Raw genomic sequence first — 18,097 nt, 5'->3', positions numbered from 1 at the left:
CTATAAATTTGCATTGAAAGTTCCCCATAGAGTAGAGGTGTTACTCGCAGATTAGCGTTTAGAGTATGAAAGTAGAATTAGCCGTAGAACCGCTTGGATCGTGGATTGAGACCAACGGCAAGCCCCTGATCATCGCTGGCCCATGCAGCGCCGAGACCGAAGATCAGTTAGTTGAAACCGCCCGCCAGTTAAAAGAACTAGGGGCCGTTCACGTCATTCGAGCTGGCGTTTGGAAGCCTCGTACCCGGCCGGGCAGTTTTGAAGGTATGGGCGAAGCTGCTCTACCCTGGATTCAGCGGGCCAAAGCCGAAACGGGTTTACCCTTTGCGGTTGAGGTAGCCACGCCTGAGCACATCGAACTGGCTCTGAAATATGGCGTTGACATTCTGTGGGTAGGTGCCCGCACAACGGTTAACCCATTCAATGTGCAGGAAATCGCCGATGCGCTGCGTGGTGTTGACGTACCTGTATTAGTGAAAAATCCGGTTAATCCGGATCTGGCGCTATGGGTAGGCGCTTTTGAGCGTCTGGCAGGAGCAGGCATTAAAAAACTGGGCGCTATACACCGTGGATTTGCTACGGGTGAAGCCAGCAAATATCGGAACGTGCCCATGTGGCAAATGGCGATCGAGCTGAAGTCCATTTTCCCACAATTGCCCATTATCGGCGATCCGAGCCACATGGCGGGTAAACGGGCTTATCTGAACGAGTTAGCTCAGATGGCAATGGACCTCAACTACGACGGTCTGATTGTTGAGTCACACATCGATCCGGATAAAGCATGGAGTGATGCGGCTCAACAGTTAACACCAGCAGCTTTTGGTGAGATGCTCGATCATCTGCAAATTCGCCAGGTTGAATCACAAAACCTTGAATTTCAAGGTTTCATGGAGCAATCACGGCGCAGCATTGATAACGTAGATCGGCAGATTGTTGAAATGCTGGCAGCTCGCATGGCTCTCGTTGAGCGACTGGCAGAGTATAAGCGCGACAATAATGTGACCTTATTTCAGCCTGATCGCTGGAAAGAAATTTTGAAAACCCGTACTGATTTAGGGCAAAAGCTGGGTTTATATCCTGAGCTTGTGGAAGAAATTTACAAAATCATCCACATGGAATCGATCCGGAAACAGACCGAAATCATCCATAGCGCTGTTCAGGGCGTCTAGTTTTTAGGTAACCAATATAAATGGGTAATCAGGGCAACTGGTCTCTGATTACCCATTTGTTTTTATAATCAATCACCCTGATTACCTGATAACTACTTCAGTTTAAGCAAAAATGTTGCATTATTATAACCGGCAAAACAACCCAATCCGCCCTGTATATTACTGGGAATCAGCACCGGTTCTGCAAAAGGATTATTACGTACCCGTCTTTGGCGCAGCACGGCTGACCAATATTGGTAATACGATTGCTCTACACTAAATAAATTGATGGTTACCGAAGCTGTTTTATATTGCTTGAAAAAGCCTACAGACTGATCGCTCGTCGACAAAGTCGATCCATTAAGATAAGCTCTTCCGGTAATCATCGCATTGCCATCAATTCCAGTATCTGAGAACAAACCTCGATTATCATCGTCAAACGACAGATTACTGAACTCCACCTGGTTTTTTACAACAAACAGAAAAACGCCTGCAGCCTGATAATAATTAGCCTGTCCAACTGGGTCCTTCCATCGAGGCTGCACAAAATAACGCTGATTTCTACCACTTGCCAGCGAGTCAAAAGTTACCGCACTTACGCTAACTGGTCCAGGTATAGTACAAGTGCTCGTCGCTCGTTCACCTTTAGGCGTTTGAACCGTAAGCGTATAGGCCTTCCCTACTACAATAGGCAATTGTTTGGCAGCTACACTATAATAAGGCTGATTATCTGCTTTATAACGTAGGCCAACCGATCGACTCCCATCCGACAGCGTAACGGTAGCGTCCATAACGTTCTCACCGTCGATCGATCCGCCAATACTATCGCCCACGACAGTGCGGGAGCGTGTTAGCTTTACCGTTAATAGAGAATCTTGTGGTGATAAGAAACTACTAACGACCAGTTTAGCCGTTTCGGCACCTAATTCGCCCGGATCAACTTCATTCCGCAGACTACCGCATCCCCAGAAAAGAGACGTAGTGAGTAGTAGACCAATCAAAAATAGGATAACCTTCATACGGTCAATCAGAATTTAAAATTGTAACTGACAGATGGAACAATTGGAAAAACAGAATATCGGAACAAAGCCGTACGGCCTGGGTCGGTTGCCGTTGAGTTCACGGCTTCAAGCCGGTAGAAATACGGGTTCCGACGATTGTAGAGATTATAAAAGCTGACCTCCCAGGTCCGTTCGTGATGTTTCTTCTGCTTATGAAACTGTATGCTTACATCGAATCGGTGATAGGCTTCGGCCCGGAAACTATTCTTCTGATTACCATAATCTTCGACAATACGCCCATTCTGGAAAAGGCCCTGAATCAGGCCACTTCCGCCATCTACAGACGAAAACGACATGCCTGGCCGGTCGGCATTGTATCGGCTAAGTGGCATTGTCAGAGCGTTGCCCGTACCATAGACCCAGGTAGCCGACAAGGTAATACGCTTATTTAGTTCATAGATGCCAACCAACGAAATATCGTGCCGCCGATCATAGCGCGGATAAAAGGATTGGCCGTTGTTTAGCTCGGCAAATTGCCACTGCGTCCACGAGAGTGTATAACCCGCCCAGCCCGAAAAACGGCCCACTTTCTTTTGCAACAGAAACTCAGCGCCATAGGACCAACCCCGCCCAGCCGTAACGTTGTCTTCCCAACGAACGCTGTTTGCCGAAGTCGGATCATTAATTAACAGAAAACTAGCGCCTTCTTTATAATTAATGATGTTGTTCATGTCCTTGTAATAGCCTTCCACCGTTAACGTTAACCCCTTATCGACAAAATCTTTGGCAACACCTACGGCTACCTGTTGCGATTGCTGGGGCTTTACGCGATCGGTAGTTGGCACCCACAAGTCTGTAGGTAACCCAATACCCGTATTCGACAGCAAATGAACGTACTGATTCATGAGCGCATACGATGCCTTGACCGACAGATCAGGTTTAATCATAAAAGCGCCAGACAATCGAGGCTCCGGCCGAAAATAGCCAACATCTTTCTGCTTGAAATAACTTAATCGTAACCCGCCATTCACGCGCCAACGGCTGGACGGACGCCAGGTATCCTCTGCATAAACACCCGACTCAACAACATCGATTGTACTGACATTACTAGTCAACTGGCTGATGGCGGAGTTCTGCAAAACAACCGCGCTGGGTGTAAATCGGTGGTAGGTACTTTGTAGGCCTGCCCTTACCGAATGGTCGGGCGATGGGTAATAATCCAGATCATATTTCAGAGAAAAATCACGGATACCGGAATTATACTGGAGCGAATAAAGCTGGTTGTCGGTGGTGCCGCGCTCTACAGAGGCAATTTGAAACTTGTAATCACTGAAAATCAATGAAGTATTTGAAAATAGCTTCTGATTGAACAGGTGGTTCCAGCGCAGCGTCCCGGTGGCATTACCCCAGCTTAAATCGGTATCTGAATTTTCTACTTTATCGCGGGAATGAAATTTGTCGCGGCCAAAATAGCCACTCAGATAAAGCTTGTCTTTAGCTCCAAGATCATAGTTGGCCTTGGCATTAAGGTCATAGAAATAATACCCAATTTTGGTTTGTCCCCGCGTTTCGGCATTGATCAGTGGAGCGGCCAGAATATCCAGGTAGGTACGACGACCCGATAGCAGAAACGATCCCGAACGCTGGCCCGTTTTTTTACTTCTCGTTAATGGCCCTTCGAGGGTAAGTCTTGAGGCAATAAGCCCAATACCGCCTTCGCCGTGGAGTTTTTCGCGGTTACCATCTTTTAGGTTCAGCTCAATAACCGACGATAATCGTCCGCCGAAGCGAGCAGGAAAGCCGCCTTTTATTAATTCGACACTTTTGATAGCGTCCCCATTGAACACGGAGAAAAAGCCGAACAAATGGCTGGCATTATAAACAATCGCATCATCCAGTATAACCAGATTCTGGTCTGGTCCACCGCCACGTACATAAATACCGGTTTGCCCTTCCGAACCTTTCTGTACACCCGGCATCAATTGTATTACTTTCAATACGTCTTTCTCGCCCAGAAAGGCCGGAATCTTCTTGACTTGCGCTATGGGTATGTCAATCGTACTCATCTGCGCGCTCTCACTGACTTTTTCACCTCTTGGCCCGGCCTTCACATCAACCTCCGCCAGTGCCTGCCCCGGCGTCAAATCCATGTTTATCGTCTGGCTGGTCCGCAATTGGCTCGTACGTAGAACCGTTTCGTAACCAACAAACGAATACGCTAACCGCAGGCTGTCCTGCATAGGCAACGTCAGTGAATAGAAACCGTAAGTATTGGTCGTTGTACCGGTCGTTGTGCCGGGCACATACACATTTACGCCAATCAGAGCCTCCTGGCTACCAATTTCGCGAACATAACCGCTAATCGTAGCTCGCCTGGACGGATTCTGCCCCTGTATACAATGGCAAAAAAATAAAAAGCTTATCAGACCACATAGACCTAAACGCATACAAACTAATCAAAAAGCAGATTGGACCGTAGGGAGGCTTGATAACGTTGGTCGGGAGAACAACAAAGCTACTTAATATATTAACCTTTTCTGCTAAAAAAACGTATATATAGTAGAAGGTTATCGTTTTCTGCTCGCTTACTTTCCGGTCGTTCTATGAAACAAAACACCTGATTATTAGGTAATACAAGCAGAAACAACCTCCGGACAAAAACTTCACGACGATGCTTCAATTCGATAAACTTTCGCTCAACATACCCGATACGGCTAAACCGCGCGTCGTCATTATAGGTGGAGGGTTCGGCGGCATGAATTTAGCCAAGAGCCTGAAAGGTAAGGATGTGCAGGTAGTGTTGTTCGATAAACAAAATTATAACGGTTTCTGGCCGTTGCTGTATCAGGTAGCAACTGCCGGTCTGGAGCCGGATGCCATCGCCGAACCTTTCCGAAAGATGTTCGATGGACACACCGACTTTCATTATCGGATGGTGCGGGTCAACAAGATTGATCCTGCCACCAAAACAGTGACTACGCTGATCGGTGACCTGCATTACGATTACCTGGTTATTGCTACTGGATCGAAATCTAATTTTTTCGGGAATGAGCAAATCCAGAAATACTCATTCCCGCTTAAAACCATTCCGGAAGCCCTCAACGTCAGGAGTCAGTTTCTCCAATGTTTTGAACAGGCCAGCGTCACTACCGATTCGGCGGAACGACAAAGTCTACTGACGTTCGTCATTGCCGGGGCGGGACCAACCGGTGTTGAAATGGCAGGATCACTGGCCGAAATGCGTAAACACGTCCTGCCAAACGATTATCCTGGACTCGATTTCAGTGAGATGAAAATCTATATCGTGGAGGGCTTAGGCAAGGTATTGCCGCCTATGTCGGATGAAGCGGGACAGAAAGCACAACGTTATCTCGAAGACCTTGGTGTTGTTATTAAATTAAATACGCTGGTCGAATCGTACGATGGCGAGACGGTAACCTTCAAAGGTGGAGAACAGATTAAAACCCAGACACTGGTATGGGGCGCTGGTGTTACAGGAGCACTGATTGAGGGGATTCCAGCCGAATCCATTGAAAAAGGACGAATTCTGGTCGATCCCATTAATCGTATCCAGGGGATGACCGATGTATTTGCCATCGGGGATATTGCCTTTATGAAGCTGGAAAAATACCCGAAAGGCCACCCCGGCGTTGCCCAGCCTGCAATTCAGCAGGGCGTTCATCTGGCCAAAAATCTGCGTCGACTAATGAAGAACGAGCCTACTGAGCCATTCGAATACTTCGATAAAGGATCGCTGGCCATTGTTGGGCGCAGTCGTGCCGTAGCCGACTTACCGGGCAATGTGCACCTCGGCGGGTTCATTGCCTGGATGGCCTGGCTGTTTGTTCACATCTGGTATTTAGTGGGGTTCCGTAGTAAACTGATCGTTTTCAGCAACTGGATCTATCGGCTCTTCACCTATCAGCGCGGAACCCGGATCATTATTCGGCCTTTCGTTCGAAAAGACGATAAGGTTGGGCAGGAAATTATGCTAAAAAATGAAATGAGTTAATAAATCTGGTGTCAAATGCGACGGGGCGCTTCTGAAGCGCCCCGTCGCATTTGACACAAAATCTGATCTACCAGCCCGGATGCCCATAGCCTCCATAAGGCCGGGCTGGAACCGGGCGAGCCGCATATGGATGATGATGCCGTCCGTGATAACTGCCGTAACGGTTACCATAATAGGCCGGAACACAACCGGCCACAGATACGAGCAGAACTAGCGCTGTCAGGAGTCCAAGCAATTTATTCGTTTTCATAACTAAGGATCTGTTTTTTTACGCAATTCATAGGTTAGATGCGTATGATCAGCAATCGATTAAAGGCGTACAATTAAGCTTCGGTTAAAAGTTTTTGACCTCTCAAATGACCCATTGCCGAAGGATAAAATAACTTCCGGTAAAACGTTTGCCCTTAAATTCACGTTTTATTGACTAATAGCTCCTTTTCTCTGATGCATAGGATCAACCTTCGCTCCACTTTGCTGACTGCTGCATTGATAGCCAACCTGGTCGGCCCACTCTCTGCACAAACGACTCAATCCTATTCTGTAACCGCGTCGGCAGATCAACCCGATAGCGCCATAGGTGGCCCGCTCGACCTGGGGAAAATGTGGACCTTCGACAGTCCACCCAAGGACTATTTTACGAAGACGTACAATTTTAAACCCGACGAAAAATGGTTTGATGAAGCCAGGCTGGCTTCCTTACGTTTTGCCGACTACTGCTCGGCATCATTCGTATCGGCCAATGGCCTGGTGATGACAAATCACCATTGTGCCCGCGAGTCGGGCACGGGCGTTACCCGTAAAGGCGAAGATCTGAATGCCACTGGTTTCTACGCAAAAACTCTAACCGAAGAGCGGAAAGTAGATGGCCTGTTCGTCGATCAGCTGGTCAAGATCGACGATATTACGAAACGGGTTCAGGACGCGATGAACGGTGCTGGTTCCGAACAGGCACAGTTGCAGGCTCGTGAACAGGCATTTACGACCATAAAACAGGAATATGGAAGCAAGGAAGGCTGGCAGGGTCTGGAACTTCAAACGATCACATTCTATGACGGTGGTCGATATGCACTCTATGGCTTCAAACGCTATACCGACGTTCGGCTTGTATTCATGCCCGAGTTGCAGCTAGGTTTTTTCGGTGGTGATTATGACAATTTTACGTATCCTCGCTATGCGCTGGACTGTTCTTTTTTCCGGGTTTACGATAATGGTAAACCACTGCAAACGACCCATTTCTTTAAATTCAACACGAACGGCATCCGCGACGGAGAACCCATTTTTGTGATTGGTAATCCGGGGCATACCGAGCGGCTCAAAACCGTAGCCGAACTCGAATTTGACCGGGATCTACAGACGCCAGCAACTATCCAGCTACTGACTAATCGGTCTGCGGCCCTGAAGGCCTATAATGCAACCGCCAAAAATGACAGTATTTTAAATGAGATTTTCAGCTATGATAATAGTCTTAAAGCGTATGGAGGCCAATTGGCAGGGCTGCGCGATGCGGGCCTATTAGCACGTAAGGCGACCTTTGAACGCCAATTTCAGGCCGCAGCAAAAGCCAAAAATCTCCCCACCGATCAATTGAAGACCTGGGATGATCTTGCCGCTAATACAGCACAGTTGCGGAGCTTATTCAGAGATGCCAACTATTTGGCTCCGAGCGAGCGAATGATGGGTGAACTGCTCACATTTGCCAACGTTCTAACACAATTTGGCGAGTTACTAACCTCGCGTCCGCAGGATGCCGAAAATGCACGCTCTCTGGTTGTTACACCAAACGTCAAAAGCGCTGTACTGGAAGAGGCCTACCTGGCCGCTCACCTGGCAGAAGCGCAAATTGGCCTGGGTAACGACGACCCTTACATAAAAGCGGCATTTGAAACAGCTTCCGGCAAAAATCGAACGCCTAAAGAAGCGGCTGCTTATCTGCTTAAAACCACAAAGTTGAAAGATCCGGCGTTTGTTAAAGAACTGGCTACCCGGCCGGGAGCCATAGCCGCTTCCAATGATCCGCTATTAGCCCTGGCTCGTATCGGTTTTCCCCGTTATGTAACGGCGGCACGGCAGGCACGGCAGATCACACAACGACAGGAAGTGCTGCGCGGTCAGCTGGGTCGAATGCTCTACGATGTTTATGGTTCTGCCGTACCGCCCGATGCAACCTTCTCGCTCCGGATTAATGACGGTGTCGTGCAGAGCTATGATTATAACGGAACAAAAGCGCCCATTCTAACCACATTTGCCGGACTCTATGACCGCAATTACTCGTTTGCAGATAAAGCTCCCTGGAATTTACCCGCCCGCTGGAAAAACCCACCCGCTGAATTGCTTAAACAGCCCATGTGTTTTATTTCCACGAATGATATTATTGGCGGAAATTCAGGTAGCCCCATGATCAATAAAAATCGGGAAGCGGTCGGACTGGCCTTCGATGGTAATATGGAAAGTTTGCCGGGAGAATTTATTTTTGTACCAGATGCCAACCGGACAATCTCGGTTCATACAGGAGGGATCGTAGCGGCCATGCGCTATATATACAAAGCTGATCGGATCGTCAGTGAATTAACCGGAACGCTCCCCGGCAGTTCAGCCAATAAAATTTCTACAAAAAAATAATTCAGTGTGACAGACAGGTTTTTGAGCTAAAAGCCTGTCTGTCACACTGAATCAGCTGTATATAAACGATAACAACGGAGCTAAATCTACTTTATTGCACGCCTGACACCATCTATTTAGCGTAGCTACATTATTTTTTACATATCAGTGCAACATTCGCTTTTTTCTTCCATCTTTTCTGTGATTACAACCTAAACCACAGAATACGCTGAAGCTGTTGGAACCAAAACCATACCCGGATCGCCATGCTGAACTGGTCAAACGCTGCCAACAGGGTGAGCGACGGGCTCAGTATGAACTCTACCAGCAGTACGTCAAAGCGATGTATAACGTCTGCCTGCGCATTCTCAACCATGAGGCCGAAGCAGAAGATGTATTACAGGAAGCGTTCATGGATGCATTCAACCACATCGGGTCTTTTCGGGGGCAGAGTACATTCGGTGCGTGGCTGAAGCAGATTGTGGTTAACCGGGCCATTAATCACCTGCGAAGCCGTCGGCTGGAGCTTGTCGATCTGGAATCAAATCGATTGGGGGAAGACGATGGACCCGACTTTGCCGATCCAGAGCCTTATGACGAAGAAGGAACTCAGCTGGAAGTCGAGCGGGTTCGGCGGGCGATGCAACAATTGCCCGAAGGATATCGCGTTGTCTTATCGTTGTATTTGTTCGAAGGTTACGACCACGAAGAGATCGGTAACGTATTGAAAATCAGCGAAACAACTTCAAGAACTCAGTATTTACGTGGAAAAAAAAGGTTGCTGGAACTATTGCAATAAACAACAAAGCCAATGATGAGAAAAGATAATTTAGAACGCTTCGTACGCGACAACCGTGAGGCCTTTGATGACAAAGAACCTCCGCTTGATTTGTGGCGAAAAATAGAAGCCGGGTTGCCTGAACAGCAATCGACCGGATCCACCATGGGTGAAACTCGGCCAACTAATACATCACCGTTTCAGACTATACATAAAAATCCGTCGCGGTTTGGCAGCATGCAAATAGGCTGGCCTGGCTTGGACTGGCGGGTAGCAGCATCCATTGCCGTGTTGTTGCTGGCCGGTAGCTTTCTATACATGAACTATCAGTATGGCGTTACCCATCAGCCCGAGGTGGTAGCCGTTGGACCGACCTATGCTAAAGAAGTGGTTCACTACACCCGCCTGATTGACGTCAAACGCGATGAACTGAAACACATGACCGAAGATAATCCCAGTCTCTATCAGGAATTTGCAACGGATCTGAATCGGCTCGAAAATTCATATCAATCCCTGAAAGCCGATTTGCCTAAAAATCCGAATCAGGAAATGCTGATAGAAGCAATGATTCAAAACCTGCAACTTCAAATCAACCTGCTCAATGAACAGTTGCGCGTTATTAAGCGTATTAAACAGCAAACTAATGAAAACCCTGTATAGCCTGCTGCTTGTCCTATGCCCTTTATTGACGTGGGCAGAGGATCCGATTGAAACCGGCGCGATTGAACGAAAGAAAACCATTATCAAGCTGTTCGATGTCGACGCTAAAGATAACCTGGTCGTTGACAATCAATTTGGCCAGATATCAGTTGGACTGTGGGATAAAAGTGAAATCCGCGTTCAGATTACCATCGTAGCCAATTCAGATTCTGATGAACGAGTACAACGGTTTTTAGACGCCGTCTCTATTGAAGAAAAACGGAATGGCAACCAGATCCTGATTCGGACGAATTTTAGCCAGAATAGTCTGTCGAACTGGAGCATGAATAGCTGGAAAAGCAACGGTGAACGGAACTTTGTAAAGATCAATTACGAGGTAATGATGCCCAAGCAAAACGCTCTGACAATTCGGAACAAGTTTGGCAATACGAGCATACCTTCGTTTCATGCACCACTCTCTGTTCACTGCCGTTATGGCAACTTCAGTGCCGATGAACTTACTGGTCGTCAGAACGATATTGATGTGGCCTATGGCAAAGCCGATATCCGTAATCTCGACGAGGGTAAACTGGACATCGCTTATGCAAGCCTTGATCTGGATCGGGTAAACGTTCTGACGCTGAATAATAAATTTGGTAAAATGACGATTGGTAATGTTGGCAAGCTCGACGCCGATATCAATTACTCAGGCGCCAAGATTGGAACTCTGCGCGAATCGGGACGGATTAAGCTTGATTTTTCGGGTGGATTCCGGATCGATCAGCTGCCGAAGACGGTCGACAATGTCGATATTCAGGCCAATTATTCCTCTGTTGCGCTCCCCATGGAAAGCGGGAACAACTGTGACTTCGACGTGACTGTCAGCTATGGAAATTTTAACTATTCATCAGGGCAGTCAATGCACTTTACGAGCCAACCCGAAGATAAAAACGGGCATTCTGGCCCACGATTGACCAAACAGTACATTGGCAAAATTGGTAGCGGCTCCGGCACTAAAGTCCGGGTTGTATCGAAGTTTGGTAATGTAAATTTCAGGTAATCTAAACCGCCTGTGGCCCAGGCGGTTTAGATAATTTCTCGATCACCTCCCGGTGTTGAGGATAGGCCTGAAGTAATGTATCCTGTTCGGCCATTTCAAAGTCAGCAAAGTCGAAACCGGGTGCAACAGTGCAGCCAACCAGCGAAAAAGCACTTCCATCAGCCGGTTTTGAGCCAAACCAGCAGCCGGCAGGCACAACAGCCTGAAACACATCACCCTGATCGATATTACTGCCTAGTCGTATGACGTTCAGTTCGCCGGCTGGCGAAATCACGAACACTTCCAGTGGTCCGCCCGCGTAGAAATGCCATATTTCGTCAGCCTGAATTCGATGAAGCGCCGAAACATGGTGGCTTTCCAGCAGGAAATAAATCGCGGTCCCGAACGTACGTGAACCCGTGAATCGATCGGGTAAAGCCGACTGTGGAATCGTTTCCGATGAGCGATAGGTTTCGGCAAAGTAGCCACCCTCAGGATGGGGTTGCATAGTAAATGCCCGGACAAAATAGGCTGCTGTCATACTGATCAGGTCAGACTCGATACGATTCCTGGTGTTTTTTAGATTGGCTTGGCCAGGTTATGAACCAATTTCCCGTCAGGGCCAGAGCATACATAGGTTTAGCCCATTGCTCCTCTATGTTCTCTGGCCCGCAGGAAAACAGGTTGGCGCAATTAATTACTGACGCGCCTTAACAACGGTCAGAAACTCCCGCGACTTGAGCGAGGCTCCACCAATGAGGCCTCCATCAACGTCGGGTTGTGCGAAGAGTTCGGCAGCATTTTTCTCATTAGCGCTACCACCATAAAGGATCGTGATGTCCTGAGCGATAGCATCCCCATATTGGCTGGCAATGTGCTGACGAAGCTCAAAGTGCATGTCCTGCGCCTGCGCCGACGAAGCCGTTAAACCAGTACCAATGGCCCAGATGGGTTCGTAGGCAATGACGATTTTAGCAAAAGATTCAGCCGACAGGTGAAAAAGGCTTTCAGTGACCTGATCTTTAACGAAACCAATATAATCCCCATTTTCACGCAGATCGCGTGACTCACCGCAGCAAAAGATTGGTGTCAGCCCGTTTTCGAGAACGATGTTTACTTTTTCTGCCAGGAGTGCATTGGTTTCGCCAAAATACTGCCGGCGTTCGCTATGGCCCAGAATAACATAGTCAACACCGATCGACTGGAGCATTGGGGCGGAAATTTCGCCCGTGTAGGCACCCGATGCCTTCTCATGGCAATTTTGTGCACCCAGTGAAACCTTACCGCCCGACGTGATATACTGACGCGATGCGGCCAGGTACAACGCAGGCGGGCAAAGCACCACCTCGACATCGCCCGTAACTTCATCACTAATCATATTGACAACCTCCGACAGCAGGGCTTTTGCTTCCTCGAAGGTTTTGTTCATTTTCCAGTTACCGGCAACTATCTTTTTACGCATAATAGAGGGAATAATGTGCTAATAATCAACTGATACGAATTAAACGAACAGGACTCATGTTCATCAATTACGGGCGAAATTAGGGGTTTTCAGCCGAACACTCCACCCGGCCCAGCGCTAAATTTTACGCAGTTGGCCAGATACTCCGTTGACCGTTTGTTAACTCAGTAAACCAGTCATCTATTTTTTGTGTTATTCAAGTAAAAAATACGTAATTTCAATGCCATAAACACATTTACATGAAAGCGGTGATCCTGATAATCTGCATGCTTTGCACCGGTCTGGTGGCTTGGGGTGATGATCACCATAAGCATACTCCAGATCGGGACCGCTACGGCTTTTATATCGCCGGTAATCGTTCATGGACCCGAATTCCTTTCCAGCTGCATTCAAATCTCATCATTGTACCCGTCCAGATCAATGATTCCGATACGCTGCAATTTATTTTAGATACGGGAGTTGGTAATACAATCATTACTGACCCCAGCATTTTCCGCAAACAGCCGCTCACACTCTCACGCAAAGTGAAGCTGACCGGCGCGGGAGAAGGCGGCAACTTAACGGCTTCTATCGCGATCAATACGAACCTGAGTATGGGTGGTATGCGTGCTTCGCACCATAACCTTGTTATTCTGGACGAAGATATTTTAAAGCTATCGGAATATGTCGGAACCCCGGTTCATGGCATTTTTGGTTATGAGCTCTTTGCCAATTTCGTGGTAAACGTTGATTTCCAGCGCCGGGAGCTTATGATCATGCAGCCGAAAAAGTACCGGTATAAAAAACGAAAAGGTGATCGATATCCGATCACCATTCAGGATACCAAAGCCTATACCGATGCGCTGGCTGTTTTCGACGGCGATAAATCAATGCCGCTTCGGGTAGTTTTAGATACGGGTGCTGGTCATGCGCTCCTGCTCGATCGTTCGAGAAGCACGTCAGCTATGCCATTGCCGGCAAAAGTTGTTCGGGCTCAATTGGGCCGCGGCTTAAATGGTGTTATTAACGGCAGTATGGGCCGAATTCAGAAAGTAAAATTTGGGCGTTATGAGCTGGATAATATTCTGGCGTCGTTTCCTGACAGTGCCGCTTTTGGCATGAAACTCGTCGATATGCCCGAACGTCAGGGAAATGTTGGCTGCGAGTTATTACGTCGGTTTAACGTCACGTTCAATTATCCGGATCGCTACATTGTCATGAAGCCAATCAAACGTTTAATGCGTGAATCGTTTGAGCACGACATGAGTGGATTAGAACTCCGCGCTAAAGGCGAGCGATTCCGTAACTATTACGTAGGCAAGATCATTGAAGGCTCACCGGCTGCTTTGGCTGGAATTGAGGAAGGTGATGAAGTTTTGTTTGTTAACAATAGCTCAGTTAGCGAACTGACGATCAGCGATATTTACAAAATACTCCAAAAAGGAGAAGGAAAAGAAGTGTCGGTGCTGGTCAGACGCAACGGTCAGATTTTCGTCGCCAATTTTGCCTTAAAACGACTGATTTAAGCGAACTCGAAGGGATAATCATGCCTCAGCTATTCCATTCGTTCTAACTTAAACCGAAATGTCGTGCCTCTTTCCAGTTTGCTCATCACCGTAATCTTGGCTTTGTGGGCATTCAGAATATGCTTGACGATTGCCAATCCCAAACCCGTGCCGCCCCGATCTTTGGAGCGGCTTTTTTCGACCCGGTAGAATCGTTCAAAAATCCGGCTTAAATGTTCGGGCGGAATACCGGGGCCATCGTCGCGAATTGAAATCAGCGTGTGTTTCTTATCTTCTTCCAGGCTGACGATAACCTTGCCGTTTTCATTACCATATTTTATCGCGTTTTCAATCAGGTTGGTCATGACCTGGGTAATGCGTTGCATATCGGCCTTGACCCAAACCGGGCCAGGCCGGTCGAGACGCATCTTAAGAGACGCCCGTTTCGCCTGTGCAATTTTCTCCAGTTGTTCAAACACCTCCTGAGTCACGTGAGCAATATCAATCCGCTCGAAACTCATTTTCACTTCGCCGGTTTCCAACTGCGAGAGCGCGACTAAATCTTTAACCAGCGCATCGAGTCCATCCAGGCTTTTGGCGGCTTTCGACAGAAACTTATCCCGAACATGTTCATCGTCTACCGCTCCGTCGATCAGCGTATGAATGAAGCCCTGAGCAGCAAAAATGGGCGTTTTTAATTCGTGCGAAACATCGGCCAGAAATTCGCGCCGAAATTGCTCCAGACGCTTTAGCTCATCAATCTCTTTCTGTTTTTTAGCGACATAGACAAAAATTTCGTCGTTGAGCTTTTTGAAAGGATTGGTGTTCTTGATTATTGTTTTACGGGAGATCGTAAAATCGCGGATCTTAAGTTTGTGGATCGTTTTGTACATCTTATTGACCTCCCGGAATACCAGCAGTTCAATCGCGTATAACACTAGAAAAAACGAGATGACAAACGACGATACACCAACCACAAACAGCATGTTGTTGGTTACGCCTTCTACAAATGTCAAAAACGCCAGCGTCAGCGCCGAAATTAACGACGCCAGCAACAGGGCAATAAATCGGGGACTTAGGGACATTAGACGAATAAGTGAATAAGTGTCTGCATGAGTTTCTTATTCATGCAGACACTGTTCAATAAACAGATTCGCCCATTCACTAATTCACTCATTCGCTTATTCGGGTTGGTCTGTAAACATATACCCTACCCCTTTGAGGGTTCGGATATGTGTATCCCCGATTTTCTCGCGGAGTTTACGAATATGAACGTCTACCGTACGTTCGAGGACATAGATATCTGCACCCCAGATTTTTTGAAGAAGTTCTTCGCGACTGAACACCTTATTAGGGTGCTGTGCCAGAAAAAACAGTAATTCAAATTCTTTTTTTGGAAGAATCACCGACTTATCGTCCTGAGTGACCGAATAATTTTTGCGATTAATCGTCAATTCGGCAATATTGATCTGTTCGCCTGGATCAGCTTTCTGCGCTTCCCGGCGGAAAAGAGCATTTACCCGGCTCATCAAGGCGCGTGGTTTGATGGGCTTGGTGATATAATCGTCGGCTCCTACATCAAAAGCGGCCACCTCGGAATATTCCTCTGAGCGGGCTGTCAGATAAAGAATGTAGGTCTGGCGTAACTCCGGAATGTCACGCAATTGTCGACCAGCCTCGATGCCGTCTAAATGCGGCATCATAATATCGAGCATAACCAGCTCGGGTAAATAAGACCGTGCAATTTCGACGGCTTTACGTCCGTCAGTTGCCGTACGGACATCATAACCTTCTTTGGCGAGATTGTATTCGAGCATCTCGACAATGTCAGCGTCGTCGTCTACGACTAAGATGCGATGCAGCGGTTGAGCAGCTTTAGCAGCACTCATGTGAAGCAGAGTTGGTGAGAAAAGCCTATTTTTAGCTTAGGCTGCCCCGAAGTTACGTGGCTTATCCACAACGTTACGCCTAAGGAACACATACTTAACAATAATTTAACAAGCCAACAAACTTTTTTGCGCTTACCTACTAACTGACTTCTAGTCGATTAGCCTTCTGCGTTACGCTATGCCACTTAAGAAACAAAGCCGTTGAAAATCAGTTAGCTCCTCATTAATCTATCGAATCACAAAAAGAAAATAACGATTAGTCTCTAAATAGCGTTTATGCAGCATCATGGATACTCGCGCACGGGAGGTTAAGCTCCCCTCATACGCTAAAATTGCCTGCGTATTACTGTCATTAGTTATCATTATTTACGGATTGCATGCTCTACAGGGATTACTGATTCCACTGGTCTTCGCAATTCTCTTCTCTGTTCTTCTCTTCCCATTAGCACAACGGCTCGAAAATTGGCGGGTGCCACGCATCCTGGCCATTGCGTTGTGTTTAATCCTGACACTGGCCGTTATTGTCGGTATTCTTTACGCTGTCTCTATGCAGATCAGCAGTTTTGCGGAAGTAATACCCCAATTAATTAAGCGGGGCAATGAGTATCTGGCACAACTTCAAACCTATGCCGATGAACGCCTGAACATCGATCGTCAGCGGCAAGTCAATGAAGTTCGCAAGTATCTGAACCAAGCCCTGTCTGAAGGTGGCACCATTCTGACCAGTACACTTTTAGCCACAACCAGTACATTGACGGATGTTTTTCTGGTACTATTATTCATTTTCTTCTTTTTGCTCTACCGCGACTTTTTCCGGTCGTTTTTCTACAGGGTATTTCATGGTACACGACGGTCGAAGATCGATTCGGTTCTAAGTGGCATTTATAATGTAGTGAAAGACTACCTTGCCGGATTAGTTCTTGTCATTCTGATCATTGGCACATTAATGACGGTGGGATTGCTTATTCTGGGCATTGACTACGCTATTTTCTTTGGCTTCTTCGGAGCCTGTTTAGTGCTCATTCCTTATTTTGGCATTTCACTAGGCTCGCTTCTACCAGCAGCTTATGCGCTCGTTACGGAAGATAATCCTCTGAAAGCACTGGGGGTGATAGGTGTGTTTCTATTTGTCCAAACTCTGGAAGGCAATTTTATTACACCTTACATCGTCGGTTCGAAAGTAAGTATCAATCCATTGGCAGCCATTATTGTGCTCATTTTGTGGGAAAATGTGTGGGGGTTTCCCGGCTTGGTTCTGGCTTTACCGATGACGGCCATTTTAAAAGTTATTTTTGATGCGGTCGAATCGCTAAATCCTTATGGCTTCCTGATCGGTGAAGCCGAAAAACCTCGCCCTCCTATCAAGAACTTTCAGCAATTGGCGGAACATTTGCCTAAACGGGCTAAAAAGATTGGTGAGATCGAAGAGAAAACCTAGCCCTAACTACTATGCACTCATTTATAGCTCGTTGCGCAAAAAATTACCTAATCGACAGCGAAGAAAGTCAGGTTGCATATGGGCTTAATCGTTCTCCGGTTAAATCATCTTAGGCATCCACTTGCGTTTTTAGCGCAAAAGCTAGTATATTTGCACTCCCAAATAGGGAAATCCTGCTTCCGTAGTTCAATGGATAGAATTTCGGTTTCCGGTACCGACGATAGGGGTTCGAATCCCTTCGGGAGCACAGATAGTACAATTTCAAAGCCTTGCAACTCTCTGGTTCGCAAGGCTTTTTAGATGATCTACAGTATTAAAGTAATAGGTAGATTTTATTCTGTTGGGAACAATTACTCAGAATGTTTCCACTTTACGGCTTTTGTTCGGCAATAAAGATGCACAGCTTATCCACTAATTCTGCAGCCAGGACTCGTTAAAGCCGATGAGCTTGAATGAGGTTATTGGTGAAGTGCTGCCAATAAATTGCTGTTTACCTATTTCGCAACTAATGATCAAGATACGTATTTATATTGGTTTCTGGGTTTTAGTACCGTGTCATACTGCATTTGATTTGTGTTATTTCCACTAGTTTACAAGACTGCTCTTATC

General features: G+C 47.0%; 15 protein-coding genes and 1 tRNA gene. 9 read left to right on the top strand and 7 right to left on the bottom strand.

Annotated elements, in window-relative coordinates:
* Positions 1 to 65: 65 nt before the first annotated feature.
* A complete protein-coding gene (locus G8759_RS04465) occupies positions 66 to 1,169 on the top strand; it encodes a chorismate mutase (RefSeq protein ID WP_162388713.1) in 1,104 nt (367 codons plus the stop codon).
* A gap of 92 nt (positions 1,170 to 1,261) precedes the next feature.
* Here G8759_RS04465 and G8759_RS04460 read toward each other — a convergent pair whose 3' ends face one another.
* On the bottom strand, positions 1,262 to 2,167 hold the full coding sequence (locus tag G8759_RS04460; RefSeq protein ID WP_167205603.1) for a DUF4249 domain-containing protein: 906 nt from the start codon (positions 2,165 to 2,167) through the stop codon (positions 1,262 to 1,264).
* A gap of 8 nt (positions 2,168 to 2,175) precedes the next feature.
* Entirely contained in the window at positions 2,176 to 4,596 is a 2,421-nt protein-coding gene (locus tag G8759_RS04455; protein ID WP_167205601.1) for a TonB-dependent receptor, read from the bottom strand.
* Between the two features lie 224 nt (positions 4,597 to 4,820).
* On the opposite strand from G8759_RS04455, the gene G8759_RS04450 reads away from it, so the two are divergent.
* Entirely contained in the window at positions 4,821 to 6,161 is a 1,341-nt protein-coding gene (locus G8759_RS04450; RefSeq protein WP_167205598.1) for an NAD(P)/FAD-dependent oxidoreductase, read from the top strand.
* A 67-nt stretch (positions 6,162 to 6,228) separates the two neighbouring features.
* Here the strand turns inward: G8759_RS04450 and G8759_RS04445 are convergent, their stop codons facing one another.
* Entirely contained in the window at positions 6,229 to 6,411 is a 183-nt protein-coding gene (locus G8759_RS04445) for a hypothetical protein (protein WP_167205596.1), read from the bottom strand.
* A 194-nt stretch (positions 6,412 to 6,605) separates the two neighbouring features.
* Here G8759_RS04445 and G8759_RS04440 point away from each other — a divergent pair, with 194 nt between their 5' ends.
* From G8759_RS04440 to G8759_RS04425, 4 genes are all read left to right on the top strand, one after another.
* On the top strand, positions 6,606 to 8,780 hold the full coding sequence (locus tag G8759_RS04440; RefSeq protein ID WP_167205594.1) for a S46 family peptidase: 2,175 nt from the start codon (positions 6,606 to 6,608) through the stop codon (positions 8,778 to 8,780).
* A gap of 217 nt (positions 8,781 to 8,997) precedes the next feature.
* Complete coding sequence (locus G8759_RS04435) at positions 8,998 to 9,558, top strand: RNA polymerase sigma factor (RefSeq protein ID WP_162388707.1); 561 nt, start codon at positions 8,998 to 9,000, stop codon at positions 9,556 to 9,558.
* Positions 9,559 to 9,573: 15 nt separating this feature from the next.
* On the top strand, positions 9,574 to 10,197 hold the full coding sequence (locus tag G8759_RS04430) for a hypothetical protein (protein WP_167218689.1): 624 nt from the start codon (positions 9,574 to 9,576) through the stop codon (positions 10,195 to 10,197).
* The gene (locus tag G8759_RS04425; protein ID WP_197933090.1) at positions 10,181 to 11,236 is read left to right on the top strand and encodes a hypothetical protein; all 1,056 of its coding nucleotides are present in this window, start codon (positions 10,181 to 10,183) and stop codon (positions 11,234 to 11,236) included. Before G8759_RS04430 ends, G8759_RS04425 begins: the two co-directional genes overlap by 17 nt.
* A gap of 1 nt (position 11,237) precedes the next feature.
* Here the strand turns inward: G8759_RS04425 and G8759_RS04420 are convergent, their stop codons facing one another.
* Both G8759_RS04420 and tpiA read right to left on the bottom strand, forming a co-directional pair.
* Positions 11,238 to 11,756 (bottom strand): cupin domain-containing protein, encoded by a 519-nt coding sequence (locus G8759_RS04420; RefSeq protein WP_167205591.1) that lies wholly within the window; start codon positions 11,754 to 11,756, stop codon positions 11,238 to 11,240.
* Between the two features lie 156 nt (positions 11,757 to 11,912).
* A complete protein-coding gene (gene tpiA, locus G8759_RS04415; RefSeq protein WP_167205589.1) occupies positions 11,913 to 12,677 on the bottom strand; it encodes a triose-phosphate isomerase in 765 nt (254 codons plus the stop codon).
* 239 nt (positions 12,678 to 12,916) lie between these two features.
* Here tpiA and G8759_RS04410 point away from each other — a divergent pair, with 239 nt between their 5' ends.
* Entirely contained in the window at positions 12,917 to 14,182 is a 1,266-nt protein-coding gene (locus tag G8759_RS04410) for an aspartyl protease family protein (RefSeq protein WP_167205586.1), read from the top strand.
* A gap of 29 nt (positions 14,183 to 14,211) precedes the next feature.
* Here G8759_RS04410 and G8759_RS04405 read toward each other — a convergent pair whose 3' ends face one another.
* Positions 14,212 to 15,246 (bottom strand): sensor histidine kinase, encoded by a 1,035-nt coding sequence (locus G8759_RS04405; RefSeq protein WP_167205584.1) that lies wholly within the window; start codon positions 15,244 to 15,246, stop codon positions 14,212 to 14,214.
* A 96-nt stretch (positions 15,247 to 15,342) separates the two neighbouring features.
* Positions 15,343 to 16,050: a response regulator gene (locus tag G8759_RS04400; protein WP_162388701.1), complete on the bottom strand. Its 708-nt coding sequence runs from the start codon at positions 16,048 to 16,050 to the stop codon at positions 15,343 to 15,345.
* A 286-nt stretch (positions 16,051 to 16,336) separates the two neighbouring features.
* Here G8759_RS04400 and G8759_RS04395 point away from each other — a divergent pair, with 286 nt between their 5' ends.
* Both G8759_RS04395 and G8759_RS04390 read left to right on the top strand, forming a co-directional pair.
* Positions 16,337 to 17,488, top strand: coding sequence for an AI-2E family transporter (locus G8759_RS04395; protein ID WP_167205582.1), 1,152 nt, complete (start codon positions 16,337 to 16,339; stop codon positions 17,486 to 17,488).
* Between the two features lie 175 nt (positions 17,489 to 17,663).
* A tRNA-Arg gene (locus G8759_RS04390) sits at positions 17,664 to 17,735 on the top strand.
* The last annotated feature ends 362 nt before the right edge of the window (positions 17,736 to 18,097 follow it).

It is taken from the genome of Spirosoma aureum (genome assembly GCF_011604685.1).
GTDB classification, from domain to species: domain Bacteria; phylum Bacteroidota; class Bacteroidia; order Cytophagales; family Spirosomataceae; genus Spirosoma; species Spirosoma aureum.
This window is presented reverse-complemented; position numbering and strand designations above follow the sequence as displayed.